Annotated in this window: 25 protein-coding genes; 11 read left to right on the top strand and 14 right to left on the bottom strand. The window is 72.1% G+C overall.

Annotation, left to right across the window (positions count from 1 at the left end):
* The first annotated feature begins 53 nt into the window (after positions 1 to 53).
* Positions 54 to 1,697, top strand: coding sequence for a glycosyltransferase (locus UO65_RS14375; protein WP_233427574.1), 1,644 nt, complete (start codon positions 54 to 56; stop codon positions 1,695 to 1,697).
* A complete protein-coding gene (locus UO65_RS14380) occupies positions 1,694 to 2,599 on the top strand; it encodes a glycosyltransferase (RefSeq protein WP_233427575.1) in 906 nt (301 codons plus the stop codon). The genes UO65_RS14375 and UO65_RS14380 overlap by 4 nt, the downstream gene beginning before the upstream one ends.
* A 155-nt stretch (positions 2,600 to 2,754) precedes the next feature.
* Here the strand turns inward: UO65_RS14380 and UO65_RS14385 are convergent, their stop codons facing one another.
* On the bottom strand, positions 2,755 to 2,958 hold the full coding sequence (locus UO65_RS14385) for a cold-shock protein (RefSeq protein ID WP_035282823.1): 204 nt from the start codon (positions 2,956 to 2,958) through the stop codon (positions 2,755 to 2,757).
* A gap of 257 nt (positions 2,959 to 3,215) precedes the next feature.
* Between UO65_RS14385 and UO65_RS14390 the strand changes: the two genes are divergently transcribed.
* The gene (locus UO65_RS14390) at positions 3,216 to 3,572 is read left to right on the top strand and encodes a hypothetical protein (protein ID WP_035282825.1); all 357 of its coding nucleotides are present in this window, start codon (positions 3,216 to 3,218) and stop codon (positions 3,570 to 3,572) included.
* Positions 3,572 to 4,300, top strand: coding sequence for a lysophospholipid acyltransferase family protein (locus tag UO65_RS14395; RefSeq protein ID WP_035282827.1), 729 nt, complete (start codon positions 3,572 to 3,574; stop codon positions 4,298 to 4,300). Before UO65_RS14390 ends, UO65_RS14395 begins: the two co-directional genes overlap by 1 nt.
* Before the next feature lie 1,053 nt (positions 4,301 to 5,353).
* Here UO65_RS14395 and UO65_RS14400 read toward each other — a convergent pair.
* Positions 5,354 to 6,163, bottom strand: coding sequence for an HAD family hydrolase (locus tag UO65_RS14400; RefSeq protein WP_035282829.1), 810 nt, complete (start codon positions 6,161 to 6,163; stop codon positions 5,354 to 5,356).
* Positions 6,164 to 6,253: 90 nt separating this feature from the next.
* On the opposite strand from UO65_RS14400, the gene UO65_RS14405 reads away from it, so the two are divergent.
* The 4 genes from UO65_RS14405 to UO65_RS14420 all read left to right on the top strand — a co-directional run bounded on the left by UO65_RS14405 (position 6,254) and on the right by UO65_RS14420 (position 10,009).
* Positions 6,254 to 7,219, top strand: a complete 966-nt coding sequence (locus UO65_RS14405; protein WP_035282831.1) for an LLM class flavin-dependent oxidoreductase — start codon at positions 6,254 to 6,256, stop codon at positions 7,217 to 7,219.
* A gap of 80 nt (positions 7,220 to 7,299) precedes the next feature.
* Positions 7,300 to 8,514: a UDP-galactopyranose mutase gene (glf, locus tag UO65_RS14410; protein WP_035282833.1), complete on the top strand. Its 1,215-nt coding sequence runs from the start codon at positions 7,300 to 7,302 to the stop codon at positions 8,512 to 8,514.
* Between the two features lie 56 nt (positions 8,515 to 8,570).
* The gene (locus tag UO65_RS14415) at positions 8,571 to 9,083 is read left to right on the top strand and encodes a phosphatase PAP2 family protein (protein ID WP_035282835.1); all 513 of its coding nucleotides are present in this window, start codon (positions 8,571 to 8,573) and stop codon (positions 9,081 to 9,083) included.
* On the top strand, positions 9,080 to 10,009 hold the full coding sequence (locus tag UO65_RS14420) for a decaprenyl-phosphate phosphoribosyltransferase (RefSeq protein ID WP_035282837.1): 930 nt from the start codon (positions 9,080 to 9,082) through the stop codon (positions 10,007 to 10,009). Before UO65_RS14415 ends, UO65_RS14420 begins: the two co-directional genes overlap by 4 nt.
* 4 nt (positions 10,010 to 10,013) lie before the next feature.
* Here the strand turns inward: UO65_RS14420 and UO65_RS14425 are convergent, their stop codons facing one another.
* The 4 genes from UO65_RS14425 to UO65_RS14440 form a co-directional block, all read right to left on the bottom strand.
* The gene (locus UO65_RS14425; protein WP_035282840.1) at positions 10,014 to 10,487 is read right to left on the bottom strand and encodes an NlpC/P60 family protein; all 474 of its coding nucleotides are present in this window, start codon (positions 10,485 to 10,487) and stop codon (positions 10,014 to 10,016) included.
* Between the two features lie 64 nt (positions 10,488 to 10,551).
* Positions 10,552 to 13,569 (bottom strand): AfsR/SARP family transcriptional regulator, encoded by a 3,018-nt coding sequence (locus UO65_RS14430; protein ID WP_084175571.1) that lies wholly within the window; start codon positions 13,567 to 13,569, stop codon positions 10,552 to 10,554.
* Positions 13,570 to 13,664: 95 nt separating this feature from the next.
* Positions 13,665 to 14,420 carry a decaprenylphospho-beta-D-erythro-pentofuranosid-2-ulose 2-reductase gene (locus tag UO65_RS14435; RefSeq protein WP_035282842.1) on the bottom strand — a complete coding sequence of 252 codons (756 nt, stop codon included), beginning with the start codon at positions 14,418 to 14,420 and terminating at the stop codon, positions 13,665 to 13,667.
* Positions 14,417 to 15,784, bottom strand: a complete 1,368-nt coding sequence (locus UO65_RS14440) for an FAD-binding oxidoreductase (RefSeq protein WP_035282844.1) — start codon at positions 15,782 to 15,784, stop codon at positions 14,417 to 14,419. Before UO65_RS14440 ends, UO65_RS14435 begins: the two co-directional genes overlap by 4 nt.
* A 66-nt stretch (positions 15,785 to 15,850) precedes the next feature.
* On the opposite strand from UO65_RS14440, the gene UO65_RS14445 reads away from it, so the two are divergent.
* Complete coding sequence (locus UO65_RS14445) at positions 15,851 to 16,267, top strand: GtrA family protein (protein WP_035282846.1); 417 nt, start codon at positions 15,851 to 15,853, stop codon at positions 16,265 to 16,267.
* Between the two features lie 31 nt (positions 16,268 to 16,298).
* On the opposite strand, the gene UO65_RS14450 is transcribed toward UO65_RS14445, so the two are convergent.
* The 7 genes from UO65_RS14450 to UO65_RS14480 form a co-directional block, all read right to left on the bottom strand.
* On the bottom strand, positions 16,299 to 16,565 hold the full coding sequence (locus UO65_RS14450; RefSeq protein WP_035282847.1) for a hypothetical protein: 267 nt from the start codon (positions 16,563 to 16,565) through the stop codon (positions 16,299 to 16,301).
* A gap of 82 nt (positions 16,566 to 16,647) precedes the next feature.
* Positions 16,648 to 17,235, bottom strand: coding sequence for a DUF3558 family protein (locus UO65_RS14455; RefSeq protein ID WP_035282848.1), 588 nt, complete (start codon positions 17,233 to 17,235; stop codon positions 16,648 to 16,650).
* Between the two features lie 5 nt (positions 17,236 to 17,240).
* Positions 17,241 to 17,624 (bottom strand): hypothetical protein, encoded by a 384-nt coding sequence (locus tag UO65_RS14460; protein WP_035282849.1) that lies wholly within the window; start codon positions 17,622 to 17,624, stop codon positions 17,241 to 17,243.
* A gap of 179 nt (positions 17,625 to 17,803) precedes the next feature.
* Positions 17,804 to 18,712, bottom strand: coding sequence for a galactofuranosyltransferase GlfT1 (glfT1, locus tag UO65_RS14465; protein WP_035282851.1), 909 nt, complete (start codon positions 18,710 to 18,712; stop codon positions 17,804 to 17,806).
* Positions 18,709 to 19,500 carry a galactan export ABC transporter ATP-binding subunit Wzt/RfbE gene (gene wzt, locus UO65_RS14470; RefSeq protein WP_035282852.1) on the bottom strand — a complete coding sequence of 264 codons (792 nt, stop codon included), beginning with the start codon at positions 19,498 to 19,500 and terminating at the stop codon, positions 18,709 to 18,711. Before wzt ends, glfT1 begins: the two co-directional genes overlap by 4 nt.
* Before the next feature lie 15 nt (positions 19,501 to 19,515).
* Positions 19,516 to 20,433: a galactan export ABC transporter permease subunit Wzm/RfbD gene (wzm, locus tag UO65_RS14475; protein ID WP_084175575.1), complete on the bottom strand. Its 918-nt coding sequence runs from the start codon at positions 20,431 to 20,433 to the stop codon at positions 19,516 to 19,518.
* A gap of 406 nt (positions 20,434 to 20,839) precedes the next feature.
* The gene (locus tag UO65_RS14480; protein WP_035282872.1) at positions 20,840 to 21,400 is read right to left on the bottom strand and encodes a bacterial proteasome activator family protein; all 561 of its coding nucleotides are present in this window, start codon (positions 21,398 to 21,400) and stop codon (positions 20,840 to 20,842) included.
* Between the two features lie 68 nt (positions 21,401 to 21,468).
* Between UO65_RS14480 and UO65_RS14485 the strand changes: the two genes are divergently transcribed.
* On the top strand, positions 21,469 to 22,671 hold the full coding sequence (locus tag UO65_RS14485; protein ID WP_035282854.1) for a cysteine desulfurase-like protein: 1,203 nt from the start codon (positions 21,469 to 21,471) through the stop codon (positions 22,669 to 22,671).
* A 29-nt stretch (positions 22,672 to 22,700) separates the two neighbouring features.
* Here UO65_RS14485 and UO65_RS14490 read toward each other — a convergent pair whose 3' ends face one another.
* Positions 22,701 to 23,663: an NAD(P)H-quinone oxidoreductase gene (locus UO65_RS14490; protein WP_035282855.1), complete on the bottom strand. Its 963-nt coding sequence runs from the start codon at positions 23,661 to 23,663 to the stop codon at positions 22,701 to 22,703.
* Positions 23,664 to 23,805: 142 nt separating this feature from the next.
* Here UO65_RS14490 and UO65_RS14495 point away from each other — a divergent pair.
* Positions 23,806 to 24,642: PA domain-containing protein (locus tag UO65_RS14495; RefSeq protein ID WP_035282857.1), on the top strand; the 837-nt coding region annotated here is incomplete at its 3' end.

The following is a 24,642-nucleotide window of genomic DNA, read 5'->3' on the forward strand; positions in this document are numbered from 1 at the left end:
CATCACCGTGCCCAGGCTCCCGAGTTGAGCGCCCGACCGACCCCTCGAGAGACGTGACCGAAAAGCCTGAGATCCACACGCATAGCCAGACGTTCGACGTCCTCGACGAGAGCGGCGTCGGGCTCACTGGCGGTGAGAGCCTGCTCGACGAGCGCGAGCGGGCCCTCGTGGTCGGCGCGGCGAACTTCCACGCGCTGACCAGGCCGGGCCAGACCATCCGGTTCACGGTGCTGCGCGGACCGCAGGGCAGCCTGCCGTCGCTGACCGACCGCGAGACCGGGGCGATCGAGTGGGAGGACGACCGCGAGGTCGTCGGCTCGGTCGTCTTCCGCAGCCTCGTGCACACCACGGTCGCCGCCGTCGACGCCGACGGCCTGGTCGACCTGGTCGTCGACGTGGGCGGCTCGGAGCAGACCGCCTCGGCCTACCACCAGCTCCCCGGCCTCGCGGGCGCGCTGCGCCGGGCCGTGCGGTTCACCGTCCCGGTCCAGTTCGACGCGCTGCGCCAGTACCGCACCGACCTGGTCGAGAAGCGGTACCGCGCGCGCGACGTGCCGCGCAAGGCCGGGGTGCGGATCGCCCGCGGCGCCTCCGCCACCGACCAGGGCCGGACCCCGGCGGTGCTGTTCGGCATCCACTGGCTCGAACTCGGCGGCGCCGAGCGCTGGGCGGTGGAGACGGTGCAGCTCGCCAAGGACGCGGGCCTGACCCCGGTCATCATCACCGACCGCCCCTCGGGCCACCCGTGGATCACCCGGCCGGAGTTCGACGGCGCCGTGGTGGTCCCGCTGACCCTCCCGCTGACGCCGGACCACGAGTCCATGCTGCTCAACGGCATCATGGCCAACTACGACGTGCGCGGCGTGCACGTGCACCACTGCACCTGGCTCTACGAGCGGCTGCCCTGGCTCAAGGCCATCCGCCCGGACATCCCGGTGGTGGACTCGCTGCACATCCTGGAGTGGCGCACCGGCGGCTTCGTCGACATCTCGGTCCGGGTGTCCAACGTCGTCGACCGCCACCACGTCATCTCCCCGCAGCTACGCGACTACCTCATCGGCAAGCAGGGCATCCCGGCCGAGAAGGTGGCCCTGGCCACGCTGGCGAACCTGACCGCCGCGGCCGACCAGCCCGCCAAGGCCGTGGCCGCGGACAAGCCGTTCACCGTGGCCTTCGTCGGCCGGTTCACCCAGCAGAAGCGCCCGTACCTGTTCCTCAAGCTCGCCGCCGAGCTGAAGGACTCCGCCCCCGGGCCCGTCCGCTTCGTCATGCACGGCGACGGCGAGCTGTCCGGCGAGGTCCACGGCCTGCGCGGGCGCCTGGGCCTGTCCGAGGCGCTGGAGCTGCGCGGTCCGGACCGCGACGTCTCCGACACCCTGGCCGAGGCCGACGTGCTGGTCATCTCCTCCGACAACGAGGGGTTGACGCTGACCTCGTTCGAGGCGTCCGCGGCGGGCATCCCGGTGGTCTCCACCGACGTCGGCTCGCAGGCCTCGCTCATCGCCGACGGCCTGCTCTGCCCGCGCCACCCCTACCCGTTCATTCGCACGGCCGCCGCCCGGATCGGCACCATGATGGACTCGCCCGAGCAGCGGGAGCGCTGGCTGGTCGAGCAGCGGAGGAAGTCCGCCGCGTTCGCCGCCCTGCCCGACGCCCGGTCCTGGGTCCGCGACCTGTACCGAGGATGGAATTCGTGAACACCGCCGTCGCCGCCGTGATCGTCACCTACAACCGCAAGGCGAAGCTGCCGAAGGTCCTCGACCACGTGCTCGGCCAGTCCGCGCGGCCGCAGTGGGTGGTCGTGGTGGACAACGCCTCCACCGACGGCACCGCCGAGGTCGTGGCCGACTACGCCGCGCGCGACGACCGCGTGGTGGTGGTCTCCCTGGACGAGAACACCGGCGGCGCGGGCGGCTTCGCCACCGGCATGGCCCGCGGCTACGAACTGGGCGCCGACTTCGTCTGGATCATGGACGACGACTGCTACCCGGACGAGCACGCGCTGGAGGAGCTGGTCAACGGCCACGCCAAGGCCGAGTCCACCCTGGGCACCCAGGTCCCGTACGCCTGCTCGCTGGTCAAGTTCATCGACGGCAGCATCTGCGAGATGAACAACCCGGGCACCACCTGGGACTGGGGCAGGCTCATCTCCAAGGGCCAGCAGACGGTCATGGTCACCCACTGCTCGTTCGTCTCGGTGCTGTTCCCGCGCTGGGTCCTCACCAAGCACGGCCTGCCGCTGCGCGAGTACTTCATCTGGTTCGACGACCAGGAGTACACGCTGCGCATCACCAAGGACGCCCCCGGCGTGCAGGTCCTCACCAGCGTCGCCGTGCACGACATGGGCGTCAACCGGGGCGTGAACTTCGGCGACGTCACCGCGGCCAACATCTGGAAGTTCGAGTACGGCGCCCGCAACGAGGCGTCCTACCGGCTGCACCGGGAGAACCCGGTGGCGTTCGGCAAGTTCGTGCTGCGGCTGTTCCAGGGCCTGCGCGGCGGCCGCGTGGCGTGGCCGCTGCGCGTGCGGCTGTTCAAGAAGGTCGTCGAGGGCGTCCGCTTCAACCCCCAGCCGGAGTTCCCCCGCTCCGTGCTGTGAGCCCCGCTGCGCGTCCCTGAGCCGTCCGGAGTCCCTCCGGGCGGCTCAGTGCGTTCCGGGGCCGTACGGGCGTGCTGGGCACGCGGAAAGGGCCCGCTCCCCGAGGGGAACGGGCCCTTTCACGAATGATCTACGAGGTCGTGAGACCTGTCAGATCAGAGGCCGCGGACGCCGGTGGCCTGCGGGCCCTTCTGGCCCTGGCCGATCTCGAACTCCACGCGCTGGTTCTCGTCCAGGCTCTTGAAGCCGTTGCCCTGGATCTCCGAGTAGTGCACGAAGACATCCGCGCCGCCGCCGTCGGGCTGGATGAAGCCGAAGCCCTTCTCGGAGTTGAACCACTTGACTGTGCCCTGTGCCACGTCTATCTCCTCAACAGGTACCGCTGGGACTTGGGCGGGTGCCCAAGTCCTTGGTCGGTTTCAGACGGCGACTTCTCCGGCTTGACCTGGAGGAAAACCGCGCGCCCGCAACGATCTCTTGCGAGCGTGATCTAACACGTACTCAAGAAAAGTTACGACCGCTGACAGTCAACCACACTCCACCGGGGGACCGCACGTGTGAGGTCCCACGAAGGTCGGGGGTTGCGGCGTTCCCGCCACTGGGAGACGCTTTCACAGTGAGCGAGCTCGCCAGTGAGAATGCCAAGTCCATCGAACTCGACCTCGACGACGCGGGAGTCTCCGTCGACCTGCCCCGTCCGGCCCACGCGGGAGACCAGGTCCAGGGCGTGCCCTACCGCCCCGTCGAGTTCCGGGACGACGACCTCCCCAGCGCCATGGAGCGCGCGGCGGACTGGTTGCGGCGCACGCAGCAGTGGCTCGGCGAACCGGTGGACGTCATCGCCATCCACCTGGACTACGACGACGGCGAAGGCAAGCCGTACTACGACGTGAAGCTGCTGTGCAACGAAGAAGACCTCGCGGGCGCCCCCATCGCCATGCGCGAACAGGCCTCCAGGTCCGTGAGCGGATAGTGGCCGAGTTCGTCTACCCCCCGGTCGTCCTGGCCGCGAAAACCCTCTTCCGGGTGATGGACTACCGCATCGACGTCCAGGGCACGGAGCACATCCCGGCCACGGGCGGCGCGGTGATCGCCTGCAACCACGTCAGCTACCTGGACTTCATCTTCTGCGGCTTCGGAGCCCAACCGGCCAAGCGCCTGGTCCGCTTCATGGCCAAGGAGGCCATCTTCCGCAACGCCGTCGCCGGACCGCTGATGCGTGGGATGCACCACATCTCGGTCGACCGCTCCGCGGGCCAGGCCTCGTACCAGGAGGCCCTGGCCAAGCTCAAGGCGGGCGAGGTCGTCGGGGTGTTCCCCGAAGCCACGATCAGCCGCTCGTTCACCGTCAAGGAGCTCAAGTCCGGCTCCGCCCGCCTGGCCGCCGAGGCGGGCGTCCCGCTGATCCCGATGGCGCTGTGGGGCACCCAGCGCCTCTGGACCAAGGGCCGCCCCCGCGACATGGGCCAGCGCCACGTGCCCATCTCCATCCTCACCGGCGCCCCCATCGAGGTCCCCCCGGACGCCGACCTGGACGCGGTCACCGCCGACCTCCGGGTCAAGATGACGGCGCTGGTCGACCGGCTGCAGAAGGACTACCCGGATCAGGAACCGGGCGCCTGGTGGCTGCCCGCCCACCTCGGCGGCACCGCCCCCACCCTGGAGGAAGCAGCCGAACTGGAAGCCCGCAAGCCCGAGTGACACCCTGTGGACACCTCCCCGGAGTTGTCCACAGGAAGATCCACTTCGAGGTCTGACAGCCCCTGAGCTGGTAAAATGGACTTGGGGGCTCCCCCTTGGGACGGGTGGGCCTTGTCGCGCGCGAGGTGGGCGCTGTGGGGCTCGGTGCTCGCTTGCTGCGGGGTGCGGCGGTGCAGGGGCGGTGTTGAGCCGTGGGCTGTCGGTTGTCGGGGGTTTGGTGGTGGTGCCCGGCTGGGTGGATTCGCTTGGGTGGGGCCCCTATGGCGATCATGTGCTCCAGCGTGACCGGGTGGGGCTGAAAAGATGCCCCACCGCCCAGAGAGGCTGTCACATGATCGCCACCCCCACCCAAGCGAATCCACCCACCCGGGCGTTTGCGTAGCCGGGTCGGCGGTTGGCGGGGTGGCTGGTGGCTGCGCCGGGGGCGTTCGAGGTGGCTGGCGGGCGGGCCATCGGGTTTCGGGGTGGTGGCTTCGGTTGGCGGGCGGGTGTGCGGCTCGTTGTGGAGTGTGGCCTGCGGCGCTTGTTGCTTCGAGTGGCGGCTGAGCTGTCTGTGCTCTCCGCTTGCCCCGCGTCATCGCGCCTTGCGGCGCTGTCGCCGCGTCAGGCTCGTGCGGGCTCGTGCGGGCACGGGGTCCCGGCCTGCGCCTGCCTCGCCCCGCCGTGCCGTGCGGCGCCGCCCGCCATGCCGTGCCGCCGTCTGGCTATGCCGCCTGCCCTGTCGTGCGCCGAGCTGGCGGCGCCTGCTGCCGCCCGGCCATCGTGCCGCCGTGCGCCCTGCTGGTTACGCCGCCCGCCCTGTCGTGCGCCGAGCCGGGGGCGCCTGCTGCCGCCCGGCCATCGTGCCGCCGTGCGCCCTGCTGGCTGCGCCGCCCGCCCTGTCGTGCGCCGAGCCGGGGGCGCCTGCCGTCGCCCGGCCGTCGTGCCGCCGCCCCTGCCGTGCGGCGCCGCCCGCCCGCCGTGCGCCCGCGCCCGCCGTGCGGCTGTGCCCGCCGGGTCGGCTGGCCGGGTCGGCCGCGCCCGCTGTGCGGTCGCGCGGCTGGGGCCGACGGGTCAGAACCAGCGTTCCAGGACCTCCGCCACGCCGTCGTCGGCGTTCGAGCCCGCCACCTCGTCCGCTGCCGCCTTGACGTCGTCGTGGGCATTGGACATGGCTACGCCCAGGCCTGCCCAGCGCAGCATGTCGATGTCGTTCGGCATGTCGCCGAAGGCCACCACCCGGTCGGGTTCCACGCCTGCGAGGGCCGCGACCTCGGCCAGGCCGCTGGCCTTCGTCACCCCGGGGGCGGCGATTTCGATCAGGCCTCGATTTGTGGAGTAGGTCACATCCACTGCGTCGCCCAGGAGTTCCACGGCGGCCAGGGCCATTTCCGCGCTGGTCATGCCCTGGTGGCGGACCAGCAGCTTCGTGGCCGGGTGGCCCAGGACCTCGGCCCGGGGCTTGGTGTTGTTCTCCACGTCGCCCCACGGGTTGGAGTAGCCCGCTTCGGTGGCGAACGCCTCGCGGCCGGGGATCTGGCCGGAGACCGCTCGTTCGGTGGCCACCTGGATGCCGGGCAGCACCTTCTCCAGCGCGTGCGTGACGTCGGTCAGCAGGAGCGGGTCCAGGCCGTGGCTGGTGACGATCTCGCCGGTGCCGATGTCGTAGACGATCGCGCCGTTGGCGCAGACCGCATAGCCGTCGAGGCCCGCCGCCTCGGCCACCGGGGGAATCCAGCGCGGGGGGCGGCCGCTGACCAGGACGAACGGCGCCCCGGCCGCTCGGACGCGGGTGATGGCCGACAGGGTGCGCACCGTGAGCTGCTCGTAGGGGTCGAGCAGGGTGCCGTCGATGTCGGAGGCGACGAGTCGGGGGGTGTCCACGGAAACCATCCTGCAACACCGGTGGGGCAGACCGGGGTGGGCTTGGTTACCTGCTCACCAAACCCCCGTACCTACCGGTACGTTCGTTCGGTGCGCGTAGGCATCGTGATCCTTCCCGAGCATCGTTGGTGGGCCGCGGAACCCCGGTGGCGGGGGGCGGACGAGTACGGCTTCGACCACGCCTGGACCTACGACCACCTGGGGTGGCGGACCCTGGTCGACGGACCGTGGTTCGACGCCGTGCCCACGCTGACCGCGGCGGCCATGGTGACCTCGACCATCCGGCTCGGCACGCTGGTCGCCGCCCCGCACTTCCGGCACCCGGTGCCCTTCGCCCGGCAGGTGCTGGCCCTCGACGACATCTCCGACGGGCGGTTCATGCTGGGCCTCGGGTCCGGGGCCAGCGGCGCGGGCGGGTACGACCGGGCGGTCCTGGGGGAGCCGGACACGATCACCCCCCGGCAGGTCAGCGACCGGTTCGCCGAGTTCGTGGAGCTGACCGACAAGCTGCTGACCCAGCCGCGCACCACCTACTCCGGCGAGTGGTTCTCCGCCGCCGAGGCCCGCAGCGCCCCCGGGTGCGTGCAGCGGCCCCGGGTGCCGTTCCTGGTGGCGGCGAACGGCCCGCGGGCCATGGCGACCGCCGCGCGGTTCGGGCAGGGCTGGGTGACCACCGGCAAGCCCGACGCGGACGACGTCGAGCAGTGGTGGAAGGGCGTCACCGAGTGCGCCGAGCGGTTCGACGAGGTGTTGGCCGCGCACGGCCGCGACCGCTCGACCGTCGACCGGTACGTCAGCGTCGACGCGTCCCCGCTGTTCTCGCTGAGCAGCGTCGAGGCGTTCCACGAGCACGTGGGGCGGGCCGCGGCGGCCGGGTTCACCGACGTGGTGACGCACTGGCCGCGGCCGGACGGGCCGTACGCCGGGCGGGAGACCACCCTGGAGCAGGTGGCCGCGGACGTGCTGCCGGTGCTGGGTGGCCGGGCGAGCGCGCTGCCCGACGCGGGTGGGTCGGACTCCCTCGGCGCCTGCGACGAGCGCCGGTCGCAGGGGTGAGCGGGGCGGTGACCGGGGCGGCCGGGGCCGGGACACCGCGCCGTCGGGCACAGCGCGTCACGCGGGTAGCCTGAGCCCCCGTGAGCCCGGTGGCAGACCCCAAAGACAACTTCGACGGATACGACCTGATCGTGGTCGGGGCCGGTTTCTTCGGCCTGACGATCGCCGAGCGGTCGGCCTCGCAGCTCGGCAAGCGCGTGCTGGTGCTCGACCGCCGGTCGCACATCGGCGGCAACGCCTACTCCGAGCCCGAGCCGGAGACCGGCATCGAGGTGCACCGCTACGGCGCGCACCTGTTCCACACCTCCAACAAGCGGGTGTGGGACTACGTGAACCAGTTCACCGAGTTCACCGGCTACCAGCACCGCGTGTTCGCGCGGGTGCGGGACCAGGTCTACTCGTTCCCGATGAACCTGGCCCTGATCAACAGCTTCTTCGGCAGGTCGCACAGCCCGGACGAGGCGCGCGAGCTGATCGCCAAGCAGGCGGCGGAGTTCGACACCGACAAGGCGCGCAACCTCGAGGAGAAGGCGATCTCGCTGATCGGGCGCCCGCTCTACGAGGCGTTCATCCGCGGCTACACCGCCAAGCAGTGGCAGACCGACCCCAAGGAACTGGGCACGTCGGTCATCAACCGCCTGCCGGTCCGCTACACCTTCGACAACCGGTACTTCAACGACACCTACGAGGGCCTGCCGGTCGACGGCTACACCGCGTGGCTGGAGAAGATGGCCGCGCACGAGCTGATCGAGGTCCGGCTCGACACCGACTACTTCGACGTGCGCGGGTCGATCCCGGCTGGCACCCCGACCGTCTACACCGGACCGGTCGACCGCTACTTCGACTACGCCGCGGGGGAACTGGGCTGGCGCACCCTGGACTTCGAGACCGAGGTCCTCCCGGTCGGCGACTTCCAGGGAACCCCCGTCATGAACTACAACGACGAGGACGTCCCCTACACCCGCATCCACGAGTTCCGGCACTTCCACCCGGAGCGCACGAACTACCCGGCGGACAAGACGGTCATCGTCCGGGAGTACTCCCGCTTCGCGGAGTCCGGCGACGAGCCGTACTACCCGATCAACACCCCCGACGACCGCGAGAAGCTGGCGAGGTACCGCGAGCTGGCCAAGGCGGAGGCGGCGTCGAAGAACATCGTCTTCGGCGGGCGGCTGGGCACCTACCAGTACCTCGACATGCACATGGCGATCGGTTCGGCGCTGTCGGTGTTCGACAACAAGATCGCCCCCCACCTGACCGACGGGGCGCCGCTCGACGGCTCCCTCGACGGCTGAGCACACCGAGGCGGCCCGCCCCCGGCCGGGGCGGGCCGTCACCCGGAAGGACACGCATGGACCGCAACGCCGGCTCGGCCGAGACCGCCGCGCTGAGCCAGGTGCAGGGCACCATCGGACACCCGGCCGTGGTCAAGGCCGCCCGGGGGTTGTCGCTGTTCGGCGAGCACAGCGCGGGCTGGTTCGGCCTCGGCCTGCTCGGTGCGGCGCTGGACCGGCGCAGGCGCCGGGACTGGCTGCTCGCCTCCGCCGGGGTCGTCGCCGCGCACGGGGCGTCGATCGCGGTCAAGCGCGTGGTGCGGCGCCCCCGCCCGGACGACCCGTCGGTGCGGGTCCTGGTCGGCACGCCGAGCAAGCTGAGCTTCCCGTCCTCGCACGCCACCTCCACCACGGCCGCCGCGGTGCTGTTCTCCGGGCTGACCGGGCGGAAGCTGGTGCCGCTGCTGGTGCCGCCGATGCTGCTCTCGCGCCTGGTCCTGGGCGTGCACTACCCGACCGACGTGCTCGCGGGCTCCGCCCTCGGCGGTCTCCTCGGCGCGCTGCTCCGACGCAGGCTGGAGCGGAAATGACCAGTTCGGCGAAGGTGACCCCGGAGCAGGAGGACGCCCGGCCCGCCAAGGCGGGCGGCACGCTGCGCGGCCTGGTCCGCACCGCGCGACCGCGGCAGTGGGTCAAGAACGTGCTCGTGCTCGCCGCCCCGTTCGCGGGCGGGCGGGTGTTCGAGGGCCGGGTGCTGCTGGACGCGGGCATCGCGTTCGTGGCGTTCTGCCTGGTCTCCTCGGCGGTGTACCTGGTCAACGACGCCATCGACGTCGAGGCCGACCGGGCGCACCCCACCAAGCGCAACCGCCCCATCGCCGCCGGGATCGTGCCGGTGCGGCTGGCGTACGCGGCGTCGGTGGTGCTGTTCCTGGTGTCGCTGGGCGTCGGGCTGCTGGCGGGCTGGGAACTGCTCGTCGTGCTGGCGGTGTACGCGGCCGTGCAACTGGGCTACTGCCTGGGCCTCAAGCACCAGACGGTGATCGACCTGTGCGTGGTCGCCTCCGGTTTCCTGCTCCGCTCGATCGCGGGCGGGGTCGCGGCCGGGATCACCCTGTCGCAGTGGTTCCTGCTGGTCACGGCGTTCGGTTCGCTGTTCATGGTCTCCGGCAAGCGGTACGCCGAGGTGATCCTGTTCGAGAAGACCGGCGCCAAGATCCGCTCCTCGCTGGCCAAGTACTCCGCCAGCTACCTGCGGTTCGTGTGGGCGACCGCCGCCGCCATCATGATCACGACCTACTCGCTGTGGGCCTTCGAGATCCGCACCGAGAGCCCCACCAACTCCATCTGGGCGGTCATCTCGATCGTCCCGTTCGTCGTCGCGGTCCTGCGCTACGCGGTCGACGTGGACGGCGGGCAGGCGGGCGAACCGGAGGACATCGCGCTGAAGGACCGGGTGCTCCAGGTGCTGGGCGTGGCCTGGGTGGCCTGCCTGGCGCTGTCGGTCTACCTCTGACCGCTCAGGCGGGCACGGTGATCCCGGCGTACCGGCGCGGCAGGTACAACCCCCCTGCCGCGCCGTCGCCGTGCGGGTACGGGACCACCCGGTGGGTGGTGCCCACCTCCGCCGACTGCTCGAACCCCCAGTAAGCCACTCGACCGCCACCGGCCCACTCGTGGAACACGATGGCGTGGCCGGGGTGCCCGTCGTCCCCGACGCGGATGAGCGCGTCGCCCGCCAGCAACTCGTCGCGGTCGATCCGGGTGCTGACCGAGGTCAGCCCCGCCGCGTCGAGTCCCCCGCGCAGGTCGGGTGGGACACCGGGCAGTCCCCAGGCCATCGAGACGTAGCCCGAGCAGTCGGTGCGGTAGATCCCGTACTCGTTCTGGTGGAACCTGGTGGAGCTGTGGGGCACCGACGGCCGCAGCCAGCTCTCGGCGCGCTCGATCACCTCACCACGGCTGATGGGTGTCGTCGGCGCGACGCGGGTCATCTGCGGTCTTCCCCTCCCGGTTCCGTTCAGCGGGGAAAGGTTCGCCGGGCGGGCTACAAGTCGCCTATAGGTGGGCGCGAACCTCCGCCAGCCAGGTCCGCGGGTCCCGCCCCGCCAGCTCGGCGGTCTCCCGCGAGCGGCACCCGGCGAACAGCTCGGTGGCCCGGCGCCAGTGCTCGGTGCCGCGGTCGGGGTCGGCGGCGGCGAGGTCGCGCAGGGTCCTGGCCTGCCACAGCGGCAGCCCCAGCCCCTCCCACCTGCCCAGCGCCTCGACCAGCAGCCCGCGCGCCCGCTCCCGCTCGCCCCAGGCCAGGTGGTACTCGCCGAGGGTGCGGGTGGCCAGCGCCACGCCGAAGCGGTCGCCGCGGCGGGTGCTGACGCGCAGGCACTCGTCCAGCGCGTCGGCGACACCGCCCGCGTCGGGGGTGCGAAGGCGCGCCTTGGCCCAGGACTGGCGGGCGTAGGTGGCCCCCAGCTCGTCGCCGACGGCCTCCAGGGTGTCGGCGGCCTCCGCGCTCAGGTCGGCCGCCCGGGCGTAGTCGCCGAGGGCGCGGTGGCACAGGCTCAGGCCGCGCAGCGCCAGCGCCTCGCCCCGGCGGTCGTCGAGGTCGCGGTAGAGGCTCGCGCAGCGCCGGAAGCGGTCGGCGGCGGCGTCGAGGTCGCCGTGGTCGCGGCTGAGGCCGCCGAGGCCGTAGTGGGCGGCGGCGACCACGCTCGGGTCGCCGACCCGCTCGCCCAGCAGCACCGCGGTCTCCAGGTCGGCCGTGGCGCCCGCGAAGTCGGCCAGGTCCCGGCCCACGGTGCCGATGCCGACGACGGCCACCGCCAGCGTCGCGTCGTCGCCGACCGCCTCGGCGTGGTCGCGGGCCAGCCGGAAGTGCTCCAGCGCCGCCGGGAAGTCGTCCTTCTCGTGGTGCAGCTGCCCCAGCCCGGTCAGCACGATCGCCTCCGCCCGCCGGTCACCGCTGCCGCGGGCCGCCGACAGCGCCACCTCGTGCGTGCGCTGCCACCCGTCGAACTCGTTGCGCGCGGCGAACGGCGACGACAGCAGCGAGGTGATCAGCAGCGCCGTCACCCCGTCGACACCCAGCTCGTGCGCCCGCTCCACCGCCCGCACCACGGCCGCGGTCTCCGACCGGAGCCACTCGGTCGGGTTCTCCTCGACCTCCTCGACCAGCCGGGGGTCCACCGGCACCGCCCCGGCCAACCGCGGCCGCAACCCCAGCGTCACCCGGGGCAGCTTCCGCACCCCCGCCTCCACCAGCGCCAACCAGGTGCCCAGCGTCCGCGACACCGCGGCGGCGACCAGCTCGGCGGGTTCGTCGGCGGCGGCGTGCTCGGCGCCGAAGAGCTGCACCAGGTCGTGGAAGCGGTAGCGGACCCGGCCGATGCCGTCCACGCCCGCCACGTCCAGCAGCCGCAGCTCCACGAGCTGCTCCACCACGTCCTCGGCCTCGGCCAGCGGCAGGTCCAGCAGCGGCGCCGCCGCCCACCAGCCGAAGTCGGGCAGGTCGAGCACGCACAGCAGGTGGAACGCCCGCCGCTGCCGCGCGGTCAGCTCGACGTAGTTCAAGGCGAGGCTGGACCGGATCGCCAGGTCGCCCACCGACAGCTCGTCGAGCCTGCGCCGCTCGTCGGAGAGCCGGTCGGCCAGCGACCGCAGCGGCCAGTGCGGGCGGGCCAGCAGCTTCGCCCCGGCCGCCCGGATGGCCAGCGGCACCCCGCCGCACAGGTCGGCGATCCGCTCGGCCGCCGCCCGCTGCGCCGCCACCCGCTCCGCGCCGACGATCTTGCCCAGCAGCTCGGTGGACAGCGCCGTGTCGAAGAACCCCAGCTCCACCGGGGTGGCACCGACCAGCCCGGTCAACCGCCCCCGGCTGGTCACCAGCACCAGGCACCCCGGCTCGCCGGGCAGCAGCGGCCGCACCTGCCCCTCACCGCGCGCGTTGTCGAGCACCACCAGCACCCGCCGCCCGGCGACCGCGCCCCGGAACAGCTCGGCCCGCGACTCCACCGTCGTCGGCAGGTCGGCCCCGGCCACGCCGAACGCCCCGAGGAACCGCCCCAGCACCTCGAAGGCGTCCAGGTCCCGGTCACCCCCGCGCAGGTCCGCCCACAACTGCCCGTCCGGGAAGTGCTCCCGCAACCGGTGCGCGGCGTGCACCGCCAACGCCGACTTGCCCGCCCCACCGGCCCCGGAGATCACCACGACCGGCGACCCGGACCGCTCCACCCCGTGCCGCAGCAGCACCTCGAGGTGCTCGGCCCGCCCGGTGAAGTCACCGACGTCCGGCGGCAGGTTGCGCGGCGCGACCACCGGCGCGGCGGGCGCGGGCAGCGGGGCCACCTCACCACCGAGGATCGCCGCGTGCAGGTCCCGCAACCGCCCACCCGGCTCGATGCCCAACTCGTCCAGCAGGTGCTTGCGGCCCTCCCGGTAGACGGCCAGCGCGTCGACCTGCCTGCCCCCGTCCACCAGGGCGCGCATCAGCAGCGCCCGCGCCTCCTCGCGCAGCGGGTTCGCCGAGACCAACCGCCGCAACGGCTCCACCAGCTCCCCGGCGCGGCCCAGCGCCAACCCGCAGCGCGCCAGCCCCTCCTCGGCGGCCAACCGCTCCTCGGCCAGGCCCTCCGCGCGCACCCGGGCGAACCGCGCGTCGACCCCGCCGAAGGCGGGCCCCCGCCACAGCGCCAACCCCGCCTCGTACGCGGCGGCCGCCGCCACGTGCTCACCCGCCCGCTCGGCCCGCCGCGCCAGCGCCAGGTGCCGCTCGAACACCCCGAGGTCGCTGTCGTCGTCGGCGATGTCGAGCAGGTAACCGGGCGCCCGGGTGGACAACGCCCCCGCCCGCCCGGCCGCCGCGAACCCCCGCCGCACCGTCGACACGTACGTGTGCACCAGCGCGGTCGCCGACGACGGCGGCGACTCGTCCCAGACCAGGTCGATCAACCGCTCGACGGACACCACCTGCCGCGCCTGCACCACCAGCGCCGCCAGCAACGCCCTCGGCTTCGGCCCCCCGGTCCCCACCGGCCCGTCCGGACCGCGCACCTCGACCGGTCCCAGCACCCGCACTCGCACGCGCTCACCACCCCCTCGCCCCTTCTACGGGACGCGTGGCGCGGTGTCGCGTTGTCGTGTTCCTGCCCCGAAAAACCGCATTCGGGTGAAATGCCTCAGATGGGCAGCCTGCGGAAGATCGGGCGGGGGACGTGCCGCAGCGCCGACATCACCAGTCGCCACGGGGCGGGTGCCCAGACCAGGTCCTTGCGCCCGCGCACCGCGCCCACCACCACGTCGGCCACCTTCTCCGGGGTGGTCGCCAGCGGGGCGGGCTTCATCCCGGCGGTCATCTTCGTGTGCACGAAGCCGGGGCGGACCACGGTCACGTGCACGCCGTGCGGGCGCAGCGCCTCGCCGAGACCCAGGAAGAAGCCGTCGAAACCGGCCTTGGTGGAGCCGTAGACGAAGTTCGACCGGCGCACCCGCTCACCGGCCACCGAGGACAGCGCCACCAGCGAGCCGTGGCCCTGGGCCTTGAGCCGCTCGGCCAGCGCGATGCCCAGCGACACCGGGGCGGTGTAGTTGACCTGCGCCAGCTCCACCCCCGCCGCGTGGTCCTGCCAGAGCTGCTCGGCGTCGCCGAGGAGGCCGAACGCGAGCACGGTCAGGTCCACGTCGCCCTCGGCGAACGCCTCCGCGACGAGCTTCGGGTGGCTGTCGAGGTCGAGGGCGTCGAACGGCAGGGTGCGCACGGTGGCGCCGAGGCCACGCAGCTTCTCCGCCGCGGCGTCGAGCCGGGGGGAGGGGCGGGCCGCCAGGGTGACGGTGAGCCTGCCCCGACCGGCGTAGCGCTCCGCGATGGCCAGGCCGATCTCGGAGGTGCCGCCGAGGAGCAGCAGGGACTGGGGGGTGCCGACTGCGTTGATCAAAGTCCGAGCCTTCGTGATTGGTCCGAGACGAACAGGCCGTCCGGGTCGACCGAGGAGCGCACCTTGCGCCACTCGTCGAGCCGCGGGTACATCTGCTGCAGGGTGTCCGGGTCGGTGCGCGAGTCCTTGGCCAGGTAGAGCCGCCCACCGGCCGCGAGCACCTGCTCGTCGAGGCGGGCGCAGAACGCGTCCAGCCCCGGCACGATCGGGAAGTCCACGGTGATCGTCCAGCCCTCGCGGGGGAACGACAGCGGCGCCGGGTTCGCCGCGCCCATCCGCTTGAAGACGTTGAGGAACGACACGTGCCCCGACTCGGCGATCTGGCGCACCAGGGCGCGCAGCTCGGCGTCGCGGTCGAACGGGATGAGGAACTGGTACTGCAGGAAGCCGTGCGTGCCGTAGGCCCGGTTCCACTCCCCGAACATGTCGAGCGGGTGGTAGAAGGACGTCAGGTTCTGCACCTGCCCGCGGCCCTGCTTCGGCGCCTTGCGGTACCAGACCTCGCCGAGCAGCCGGAAGCTCAGCCTGTTGGCCAGCCCGTTCGGGAACACGTCCGGCAGCGTCAGCAGTTGCGGCGCGTCGAACTTGAGCGGGTCCGCCCGGTACTTCTTCGGCAGCTCGTCCAGGGTGGCCAGCGAACCCCGGGAGAACACGGCCCGGCCCAGCCTGCCGTCGGTGTTGATCGAGTCGAACCAGGCCATCGAGTAGTCGTAGCCGGAGTCGGAGCCGTTGGAGAACAGCGCCAGCGTCTCGTCGAAGTCGGCGGTCCGGTCGGTGTCGACGACGAAGTACGCGGACTCGGTGTGCTTGAGCCGCACGGTGGCCCGCAGGATCACCCCGGTCAACCCCATGCCGCCCACGGTCGCCCAGAACAGCTCCGACCCGGGGCCCTCCGGCGCCAGGGTGCGCACGGAACCGTCGGCGGTCAGCAGCTCCAACGACACGACGTGGTTGCCGAAGGTGCCGTGCGAGTGGTGGTTCTTGCCGTGGATGTCCGACCCGATCGCCCCCCCCACGGTCACCTGCCGGGTGCCGGGCAGGACGGGCACCCACAACCCGAACGGCAGCGCGGCCCGCATGAGCTGGTCCAGGCTCACCCCCGCGTCCAGCACGGCGAGCCCGGTGTCGGCGTCGATGGAGTGGATGCGCCGCAGCGCGGTCATGTCCAGGACGAGCCCACCGGCGTTCTGCGCCGGGTCGCCGTAGGACCGCCCCAGACCGCGCGCCACCACCCCGCGCCCGTCGGCGGTCGCCACGGCCGCGAGGACGTCCTCCGGTGTCCTGGGCCGAGCCACCCGGGAAACGGACGGTGCGGTCCGCCCCCAGCCCGCCAGCGCGCGCGTCTCGAACTGTTCTGGCTCCACCGGCCCCAGGGTAGCCGCGCCGGAGTTCTACACTGGCGCCGCCACCGGACAGACCAGGGGAACCCCGTGACCGACGTGCGAACCGACAGCAAGCCCACCGGCCTGCTCCACCAGTTGACCCGGTTCGTCCTGGTCGGCGGCTTCTGCGCCCTGGTCGACTCGGGCCTCTACTGGCTGCTGCTGCAGGCGGGCACCTGGCTGCACCTGGCCAAGGCCCTCAGCTTCATCGCCGGGACGACCACCGCCTACTTCCTCAACCGCCGCTTCACCTTCGCCGACGCCGCCGACCGCGGCGCGGCCCAGGCGGGCGGCTTCGCCGTGCTGTACACGGTGACGTTCTTCGTCAACGTCGGCACCAACGCGCTCATGCTCGCCCTGCTGCCGACCTTCCGCTGGGAGGTCGCCCTGTCCTGGGTGATCGCCCAGGCGGTGGGGACCGGGATCAACTTCGTGCTCCTGCGCACGGTCGTCTTCCGCCGCTGACGCGACCACCCAGCCGGGCGGGCTCCGCCGGTCAGCCCCCGAAACCGGTCCCCTTCCTCGGCGTCCCGTAGACCCGGGCGTGCGCCGGGAACTCGTCGAAGTGCGCACTGGCCACGTGCGCGAAGTTGATGGCCACCGAGGTCCCGTCCTCCAGTTCGGTGGTCTCCACCCCACCGGAACCCATCAGCACGGACAGCCGGGGGAGCAGGCTCTTGCCCGCCCGCGTGGACACGGCGAAGACGAGGGGTTCCCCGCCGGTCGCCAAGTGCAGGACCAACACCTGCCGCGATTCGCTCATGCTGCCAGGACAGCACTGTTCCCGTTGCCCGGCAACCGAGGTTCACCGCAGGCGAATCCGCTCACAGCGGAAGGCCACCCGCCTACGGCAGCTCCGGCTCGATGAGCTTCGCGGCCTCCAAGACCTTCGGGCACAGGGCTGCCCCGTCCCGGCCGACAGCCTGGACATCGACCCTCGACGTGGGAGTCACCTCGATCGAGATCGCACAGACGCCGCCCGCTGACCTGAGGGATTCGACGGCCTTGCGCTGACCGACCACGAGTGGCTTCTTCTCGCCGTCCGCCACCACCTTGTCGATCCCCAGCTCCGGGAAGACCGCCACCCCGTAGGTGAAGCGCTCGGCAGCGGTGCCCGTGCCGGTGGCCCACTGGCAGTACTTGGAGGACGCGGTTTCATCCGGCTGCGCCGCACCGGTCACCCCCAGCGCGTCCCTGGCTGATGGGGTGAAGAGGTCGCACGGGTCGAGCGAGGCCAGTGACTCCCCGCCGTCCGGGTCCGAACTCGGATCGGGCTCGGTGGGAGAGGTCGTCCCACCGGAGGTCGTGCTGGTGCTCGTCGTGTCGCCCGGGACCGCTCGACCGGTCGTCTCATCCGAGCAGGCAGCCACGCCCCCGACGACAGCTCCGGTCAGTGCGACAAGTACGAGTACGCGCTTCACAGCCTCGGACACCTTCCTCAAGCGAGCTTGCTCGCGTTGGCCTCGTCAGTCGCACGGTAGTTGTTCATGGCCGTCCTGATGGCCTCATCGGCCTTCGTCAGGGACTCCCGGAACGCCCTGAGCTGGGTCAGGAAGCCCTGTTCGTCGGACGCCACGTTGCGAGAATAGGGCTTGATGACTTCAGCCGCGTTGCTGCTGCCGAGCTGGGGTTCCTGGTCCAGGATGCCCAGTGCGCCCATCTTGGAGTCGATCCAGTCGGTCATCTTGGCGATGGCGGCGAGGAGCGCGTCGCCGCCGGACTGGTTGACGGCGAACTGGCCCGCGGCGGCGGACTGGGTGAAAGCGTCCATGGACTTGCCGATGGCGTCCAGGGGAGCGCCCGCGCCTTCGTCGATGTACATCCGAACCCCCGTGGCAGTGGTGTGGACTCACCGCCACGGTACGGCCCATCGGAGCGGCGTGGCCCGGGTTGCGCGAAAATGTACCGGCAGCGGTGGGGGGCGACCAGCGAGGACGGGGCCGCCAGGTCGCCCGCGGTTCCCCGTGGCGGCCTGGCGGCCCCGTCCACCGCTGCTCCCCGCTAGAAGCGGAAGAACTTCTCCTTGCGCCCCTTGGACACCAGCTTCAACCACTGCGCGAACGCCTTCGGGTCCCGCTTCGTCCCCAGGAAGTAGAGCCCGAAGCGGAACACCTCCAGCAGCCCAATCTTCCGCATCCCGGGCTGCGACAGCAGGTACCCGCGGTTGCGGTAGGTGTAGTAGCGCTTGACCTCGTTCTCCGGGTCCTGCGCGTGCAGCCGCCCGCCGAGCATGGGCTTGAACTCGTCCGAGCCGTCCGGGTGCAGGTAGGCGACCGACAGGCAGGTGCCGAAGGGCAGGCCGGAGCGCTGGAGCCGCCGGTGGACCTCCACCTCGTCGCCGCGGAAGAAGAGGCGGTAGTCGGGGACGCCGACGACGTCGAGGGTGGAGGCGCGGAAGAGGGCGCCGTTGAACAGGGAGGCGATGCCGGGGAGGAAGTCGGTGCCCAGGTCGTCGGTGTTGCGCTTCCAGGTCAGGCCGCGGCGCAGCGGGAAGGCGAGCTTCGAGGGGGCCTCGATGTTGGTGACGACGGGGGAGACCTCGGCCAGGCCGCGCTCCTGCGCCACGTCGAGGAGGGTGGCCAGGACCGCCTCGTCGGCGGGGCGGCCGTCGTCGTCGGCGAGCCAGAGCCAGTCGGCGCCCATGGACAGGGCGTGCAGCATGCCGAGGGCGAAGCCGCCCGCGCCGCCGAGGTTGCGGTGCGAGGCGAGGTAGGTGGTCGGCACCGGGCACGACTCGACGATGTCCTGGGCGGGGTCGTCCGGGCCGTTGTCGACCACGACCAGGTGGTCCGGCGGGCGGGTCTGGGCCGCGATCATCTTGAGCGAGTCCGCGAGCAGCGCCCGGCGGTGCCTGGTGACCACCACCGCCACCACCGAACCCTCGGGGAGCCGTGCCACGGGGTTGCTCACAGCTTCTCGCCGAGCCTTTCGATCGTCTCCGCGCTCATGTGCTCGAACGGGTCGCGGCCCTTGTAGGCGGTGAGGACCTCGCGCAGCGAGCCGTGCATCTTGACCCGGCCCTCGTCCATCCAGACCGCGGTGTTGCACAGCTCGAACAGCAGGTCGTCGGAGTGCGAGGCGAACACCAGCATCCCGGAGCGGCGGACCAGGTCGACCAGGCGGTCGCGGGCCTTGGCCATGAACGCCGCGTCGACGGCGCCGATGCCCTCGTCGAGCAGCAGGATCTCCGGGTCGATGGAGGTGACCACGCCCAGCGCCAGGCGCACCCGCATGCCGGTGGAGTAGGTGCGCAGCGGCAGGTGCAGGTAGTCGCCCAGTTCGGTGAACTGGGAGATGTCCTCGACCCGCTTCTCCATCTCCTTGCGGGACATGCCCAGGAAGAGGCCGCGGATCATGATGTTCTCGATCCCGGAGATCTCCGGGTCCATGCCGACCGCGAGGTCGAACACCGGCGCGATCTTGCCGCGGATCGTGGTGGTGCCCTTCGTCGGCTCGTAGATGCCCGACAGCAACCGCAGCAGGGTCGACTTGCCCGCGCCGTTGTGCCCGACGAGGGCGACCCGGTCGCCCTCCTTGAGCGAGAGGGTGATGTCGTGCAGGGCCTCGATGACCGGGACCTTGGACTCGGTGCCGATCTTGCCGCCGACCTTGCCGAGGACCGCCTTCTTCATCGACCGCGTCTTGGCGTCGAAGATCGGGAAGTCGACTGAGGCGTTGCGGACCTCGATACCAACCATGTTTGAGAGCCTCACTCAGACCCAGTAGGAGATACGGGCACGGTAGTTGCGCATGGCGACCAGGGCCAGCGCCCAGCCGATGATGGTCACGCCGCCGACGACGGCCCAGTGGTGCCAGCTCTGCTGCAGGCCCAGGAGCGGGGCGCGCATGATCTGGATGAAGTGGTACGCGGGGTTGAGCTCCGCGATCAGGATCGCCCACGAGTGGCCCTCGCCGAAGCGCTGGGTCAGCAGGTCGGTCGACCACATGATCGGCGTCATGAAGAAGACGAGCTGGGTCAGCGCGCCGATGACCTGGGGGATGTCGCGGTAACGGGTGCTGATGATGCCGAACAGCAGGGCCACCCACCCGCCGTTCAGCGCGATCAGGAAGAACGCCGGGATGGCCAGCACGATGTTCCAGCCGATGCCGGGCTGCGGCACACCGTGCTCGCTGAGCAGGTAGCCGTCGGTGGTGAGCGACCCGAAGAAGATGACCAGCACGGCCAGGTAGACCAGCATGTTGTGCATCAGCATCAGCGTCAGCCGCCACACGGTGCGCAGCGCGTACACCGTCAGCGGCGCGGGGAGGTGCTTGATCAGGCCCTCGTTGGAGATGAACGAGTCGGCCCCCTCGGTCAGGCAGCCGAGGATGAAGTTCCAGACGATGAAACCGACGGTGACGTACGGCAGGAACGTCGGCACCGGCGCCTTGAAGAGCTGCGAGTACAGCAGCCCCAGGCCCGCGGCGGTGACCGCCATGCTCAGCGTGATCCACAGCGGGCCGATCACCGAGCGGCGGTAGCGCTGCTTGATGTCCTGCCAGCCGAGGTGGCCCCACAGCTCGCGGGCGGCGATGCCCTCGCGGATGTCCTGGAAGGCCCGCGACCAGTTGCGCCCGGCGTGGACCACGGGTGTGGTGGGGACTGGTTCAACCGCGCTGATTGCTTGCACGACTATTGAGCGTACCGGCGACCTTTTGCGGCCTCACCAGGGGCGGGGACCGGTCGCCGGGAGCGTGGCGGCATGTCCGCCGTGACTGATTCACCGCGTTCTCTCCCCGGCGGTGGTCAGGAGCGGGTCGTCGCGGGGCGGGTCCAGGGGCGTGCCCGGCAAGGACCTGGCCCGGGTCGGCGGTGTCGCCTGCGCCGGAGGAAGCCCTCGAAAGCGCTTGCGCGTCGGCTGAGGCGGTGATCGATGGCGTCGGGGCAGCGGATCTGCTGGCGCCTGGGCAGCCGGGACCTCCGCCGTGGTGCCCGGGGCTGGTTGTCGCCGCGCCGGTGGAGTCCGCTGTGGCCCGCCTGCTGTGACGGCAGGTCCAGGGCGGGCACCCGGTGGGTGCCCGCCCGGTCGACAGGACTCAGAGGTACTGGCCGGTGCCGCGGATGTGCGGGCCCGCGTCCTTCTCCGGTGCGCCGCCGACGCCCGGGGGCAGTCCGCGCCGCATCTGCTCGAGCTGGGTGCGGGCGGCCATCTGCTGGGCGAACAGGGCCGTCTGGATGCCGTGGAACAGGCCCTCCAGCCAGCCCACGAGCTGGGCCTGGGCGATGCGCAGCTCGGCGTCGGAGGGGGTGTTCTCCTCGGTGAACGGGAGGGACAGCCGGGCCAGCTCGGCGCGCAGCTCGGGGGCGAGGCCCTCCTCCAGTTCGGCGATCGAGCGCATGTGGATCTCCCGCAGGCGCACCCGGCTGGCCTCGTCGAGCGGCGCGGCGCGGACTTCCTCCAGGAGCTGCTTGATCATGGTGCCGATGCGCATGACCTTGGCGGGCTGCTCGACCATGTCGCCGACGTTCTCGCCCGCGGGGCCGTCGCCGCCGGAGTCGGGGATGCGGGCGGTGCCCAGTGGCGAGCCGTCCGGTCCGACCACCATCACGTGGTGGCCCTGCTCGTCGTGGTCGGGGCCTGGCGTTGGTTGGCTCATCTGCTCCACCCTTGAAGGAAGCTGGCCCGCCCGAGGGTAGTCCTCCCCGGCTCTCGTACGGTGTGGCCATGGCCTTCGACGTCGCTCGGATTCGCGGGTTGTTCCCCGCGCTGGGTGACGGCTGGGTGCACCTGGACGCGCCCGCGGGAATGCAGGTGCCCGAGCAGGTGGCGACCGCGGTGTCCACCGCCCTGCGCGCGCCGGTGTCCGGGCCGGGCGGGGTGTTCCCGGCCTCCCAGCGGGCCGAGGCGATCGTGGACGCGGCGCGGCGCGCGGTGGCCGACCTGGTCGGCTGCGACCCGGCCGGGGTGGTGCTCGGGCCGAACACCGCCGTGCTGCTCGACCGCCTGGCCCAGGCGCTCGGCGACGGGTGGCTGCTCGGCGACGAGATCGTGCTGTCCCGGCTCGACCACCAGGCCAACACCGCCCCCTGGCTGCGGGTGGCGCAGCGGGCCGGGGCCACCGTGCGCTGGGCCGAGATCGACATCGAGACCTGCGAGCTGCCCGCCTGGCAGTACGGGAACCTGGTGACCCCGCGCACCAAGGCGCTCGCCGTGACCGCCGCCTCCGGTGCCGTCGGAACCCGGCCCGACCTGCACAAGATCGCCGCCGCCGGGCGCGAGCACGGGGCGTTCGTGGTGGTCGACGCGTCGTCCTCGGCGCCGTTCGTGCCGATCGACGTGCACGACATCGGCGCCGACGTGGTGGCCGTGTCGGCGAGCGCGTGGGGTGGGCCCGCGGTGGCCGCCCTGGCCTTCGCCGACCCGGCGGTGCTCGACCGGCTGCCCGCCACCAACCTCGACCCGCGCGCCCACGGCCCGGAGCGGTTGGAACTGGGCCAGCACGCGTACCCGCTGCTGGCGGGCCTGGTCGCCTCGGTCGACTACCTGGCGATGCTCGACGACGCGGCGGTCGGGTCGCGGCGGGTGCGGCTGCACACCTCGCTCAGCTCCGCCAAGTCCTACCAGGCGGGCCTGCTGTCCCGGCTGATCGGCGAACTGCGCGGCCAGCGCCACGTCATGGTCCTGGGTGACGCCATGCGCCGCATCCCCGCCCTGGCGTTCACCGTCACCGACCGCAAGGCCACCGACGCGGTGCTGCGCCTGGCCGAGCTGGGCATCTGCGCCTTCGCCGACGACGTGCCCAGCGGGGTGTTCGCCACCCTGGGCGTCAGCGAGGTGGGCGGCGCGGTGCGCGTGGGCCTCGCCCACTACACCAACGCCGTCGAGGTCGACCAGCTCGTCGCCGCGATCGCCACCCTCCAGGACTAGGCTGCCCACCCACCTGGGCGCCCCCGGTCTCAGGAACCGACCGCCAGCACCAGCTTGCCGAACACCCCGCCCTCGTCCAGCATCCGGTGCGCGTCCCCCGCGCGTTGGATCGGCAGCACCTCGTGCGTGATCGGCTTGACCGCGCCGGACTCCACCAGCGGCCACAGCCGCGCCACCACGTCCGCGACGATCTCCGACTTCTCCGGCACCGGCCGGTAGCGCAGGCTGGTGGCGGTGACCACGGCGTTCTTCGACAGCAGCGCGCCCAGGTTCAGCTCCCCGGTCGACCCACCCTGCATGCCGATGACCACCAGCCGCCCCCGGCGGTTGAGCGCCGCGACGTTGCGCCCCAGGTACTTCGCGCCCATGTTGTCGAGGATGACGTCGGCCTTGACCTCCTTCTCGAACTCGACCTCCTTGTAGTTCAGCAGGATGTCGGCGCCCAACTCGCGGCACCTGTTGAGCCGTTCGGCGGAACCGGCGGTGACGGCGACGACCGCGCCGAGCGCCTTGCCCACCTGCACCGCGTGCGTGCCGATGCCGCCCGCACCCCCGTGCACCAGCAGGGTTTCCCCCGCGGTCAGCCCCGCGCCCATGACCACGTTCGACCACACCGTGGCGGCCACCTCCGGCAGCCCGGCCGCGGTCACCAGGTCCACACCGGACGGCACCGGGGCCACCTGGCCCGCCGGGACGACGACCTTCTCCGCGTAGCCGCCGCCGGAGAGCAGCGCGCACACCCGGTCACCGACCCGCCAGCCGGTCACGCCCTCGCCGAGCCCGGCCACCGTGCCCGAGCACTCCAGCCCGATGACGTCGCTGCTGCCCGGCGGTGGCGGGTAGAAGCCCTTGCGCTGCAACAGGTCCGCCCGGTTGACCGCGGTGGCGGCGACGTCCAGCAGCACCTCGCCGGGGCCGGGGACCGGGTCCGGGACCTCGGTCCACTCCAGCACCTCGGGGCCGCCGGGTTCGCGCAGTGTGATCGCGTGCATGGACCCGACGTTAGTCGGGACTTCGACACCCGCGCATCACAGTCCACCGCGAACCCTTGACCGGGGGCGCCGCGCGGGCGAGAGTTCCGCTCGTCGGGCCCGGGGACCGGCGTGAACAGCCCCCACGAAGGGAATCCAGCAGATGTCGTTGAACAAGCCCGCCCGCGCAGGGGCGGTGCTGCTCGCCGCGTGCGCCGGGGTCGCGTTCGCCGCGGTGCCCGCGTCCGCGGTCCTGCCCGACGGTCCGGCGCTCGCCAGGAACGTCACCAAGAAGGTCACGGTCGACGGGATCAACCGCCACCTGGTGGCGTTGCAGCGCCTCGCCGACCGCAACGGCGGCAACCGCGCCGTCGGCACGCCGGGGTACGAGCAGAGCGTCGACTACGTCGCGGCGAAGCTCACCGCCGCCGGGTACGACGTGACCACGCCGACGTTCACCTACCCGGTGCAGGTCACCGACGCGGCCACCGCGAAGGTCGGTGCCAAGACCGTCGCCGCGCTCCCGATGGAGCTCTCGCCGCAGACCCCGGTCGGCGGCATCACCGCCCCGCTGGTGGCCGTCCCGCAGGACGCCACCCCGGGCTGCGAGGCCTCGGACTTCGCCGGGCTGCCCGTGGCGGGCTCGATCGCGCTGATCCGCCGCGGCGGCTGCACCTTCGGCGCCAAGCAGGCCAACGCCGCGGCCGCGGGCGCGGTCGCCGTGCTGGTCGCCAACAACGTCGACGGCCCGCTCTCCGGGGTCACCCTGGGCGACCCCGGCCTGGTCCCGACCGGCGGCGTCAGCAAGGCCGACGGTGACGCCCTGTTCGCCACCCCCGGCGCGACCGCCACGGTCGACCTGCGCTTCCACGTCGACGAGCGGCCCGCCCGCAACGTCGTCGCCGAGACCAAGACCGGCCGCAAGAACAACGTGGTCATGGCCGGTGCGCACCTCGACAGCGTTCCCGAGGGCCCCGGCATCAACGACAACGGCTCGGGC

It is taken from the genome of Actinokineospora spheciospongiae (genome assembly GCF_000564855.1).
GTDB lineage: Bacteria > Actinomycetota > Actinomycetes > Mycobacteriales > Pseudonocardiaceae > Actinokineospora > Actinokineospora spheciospongiae.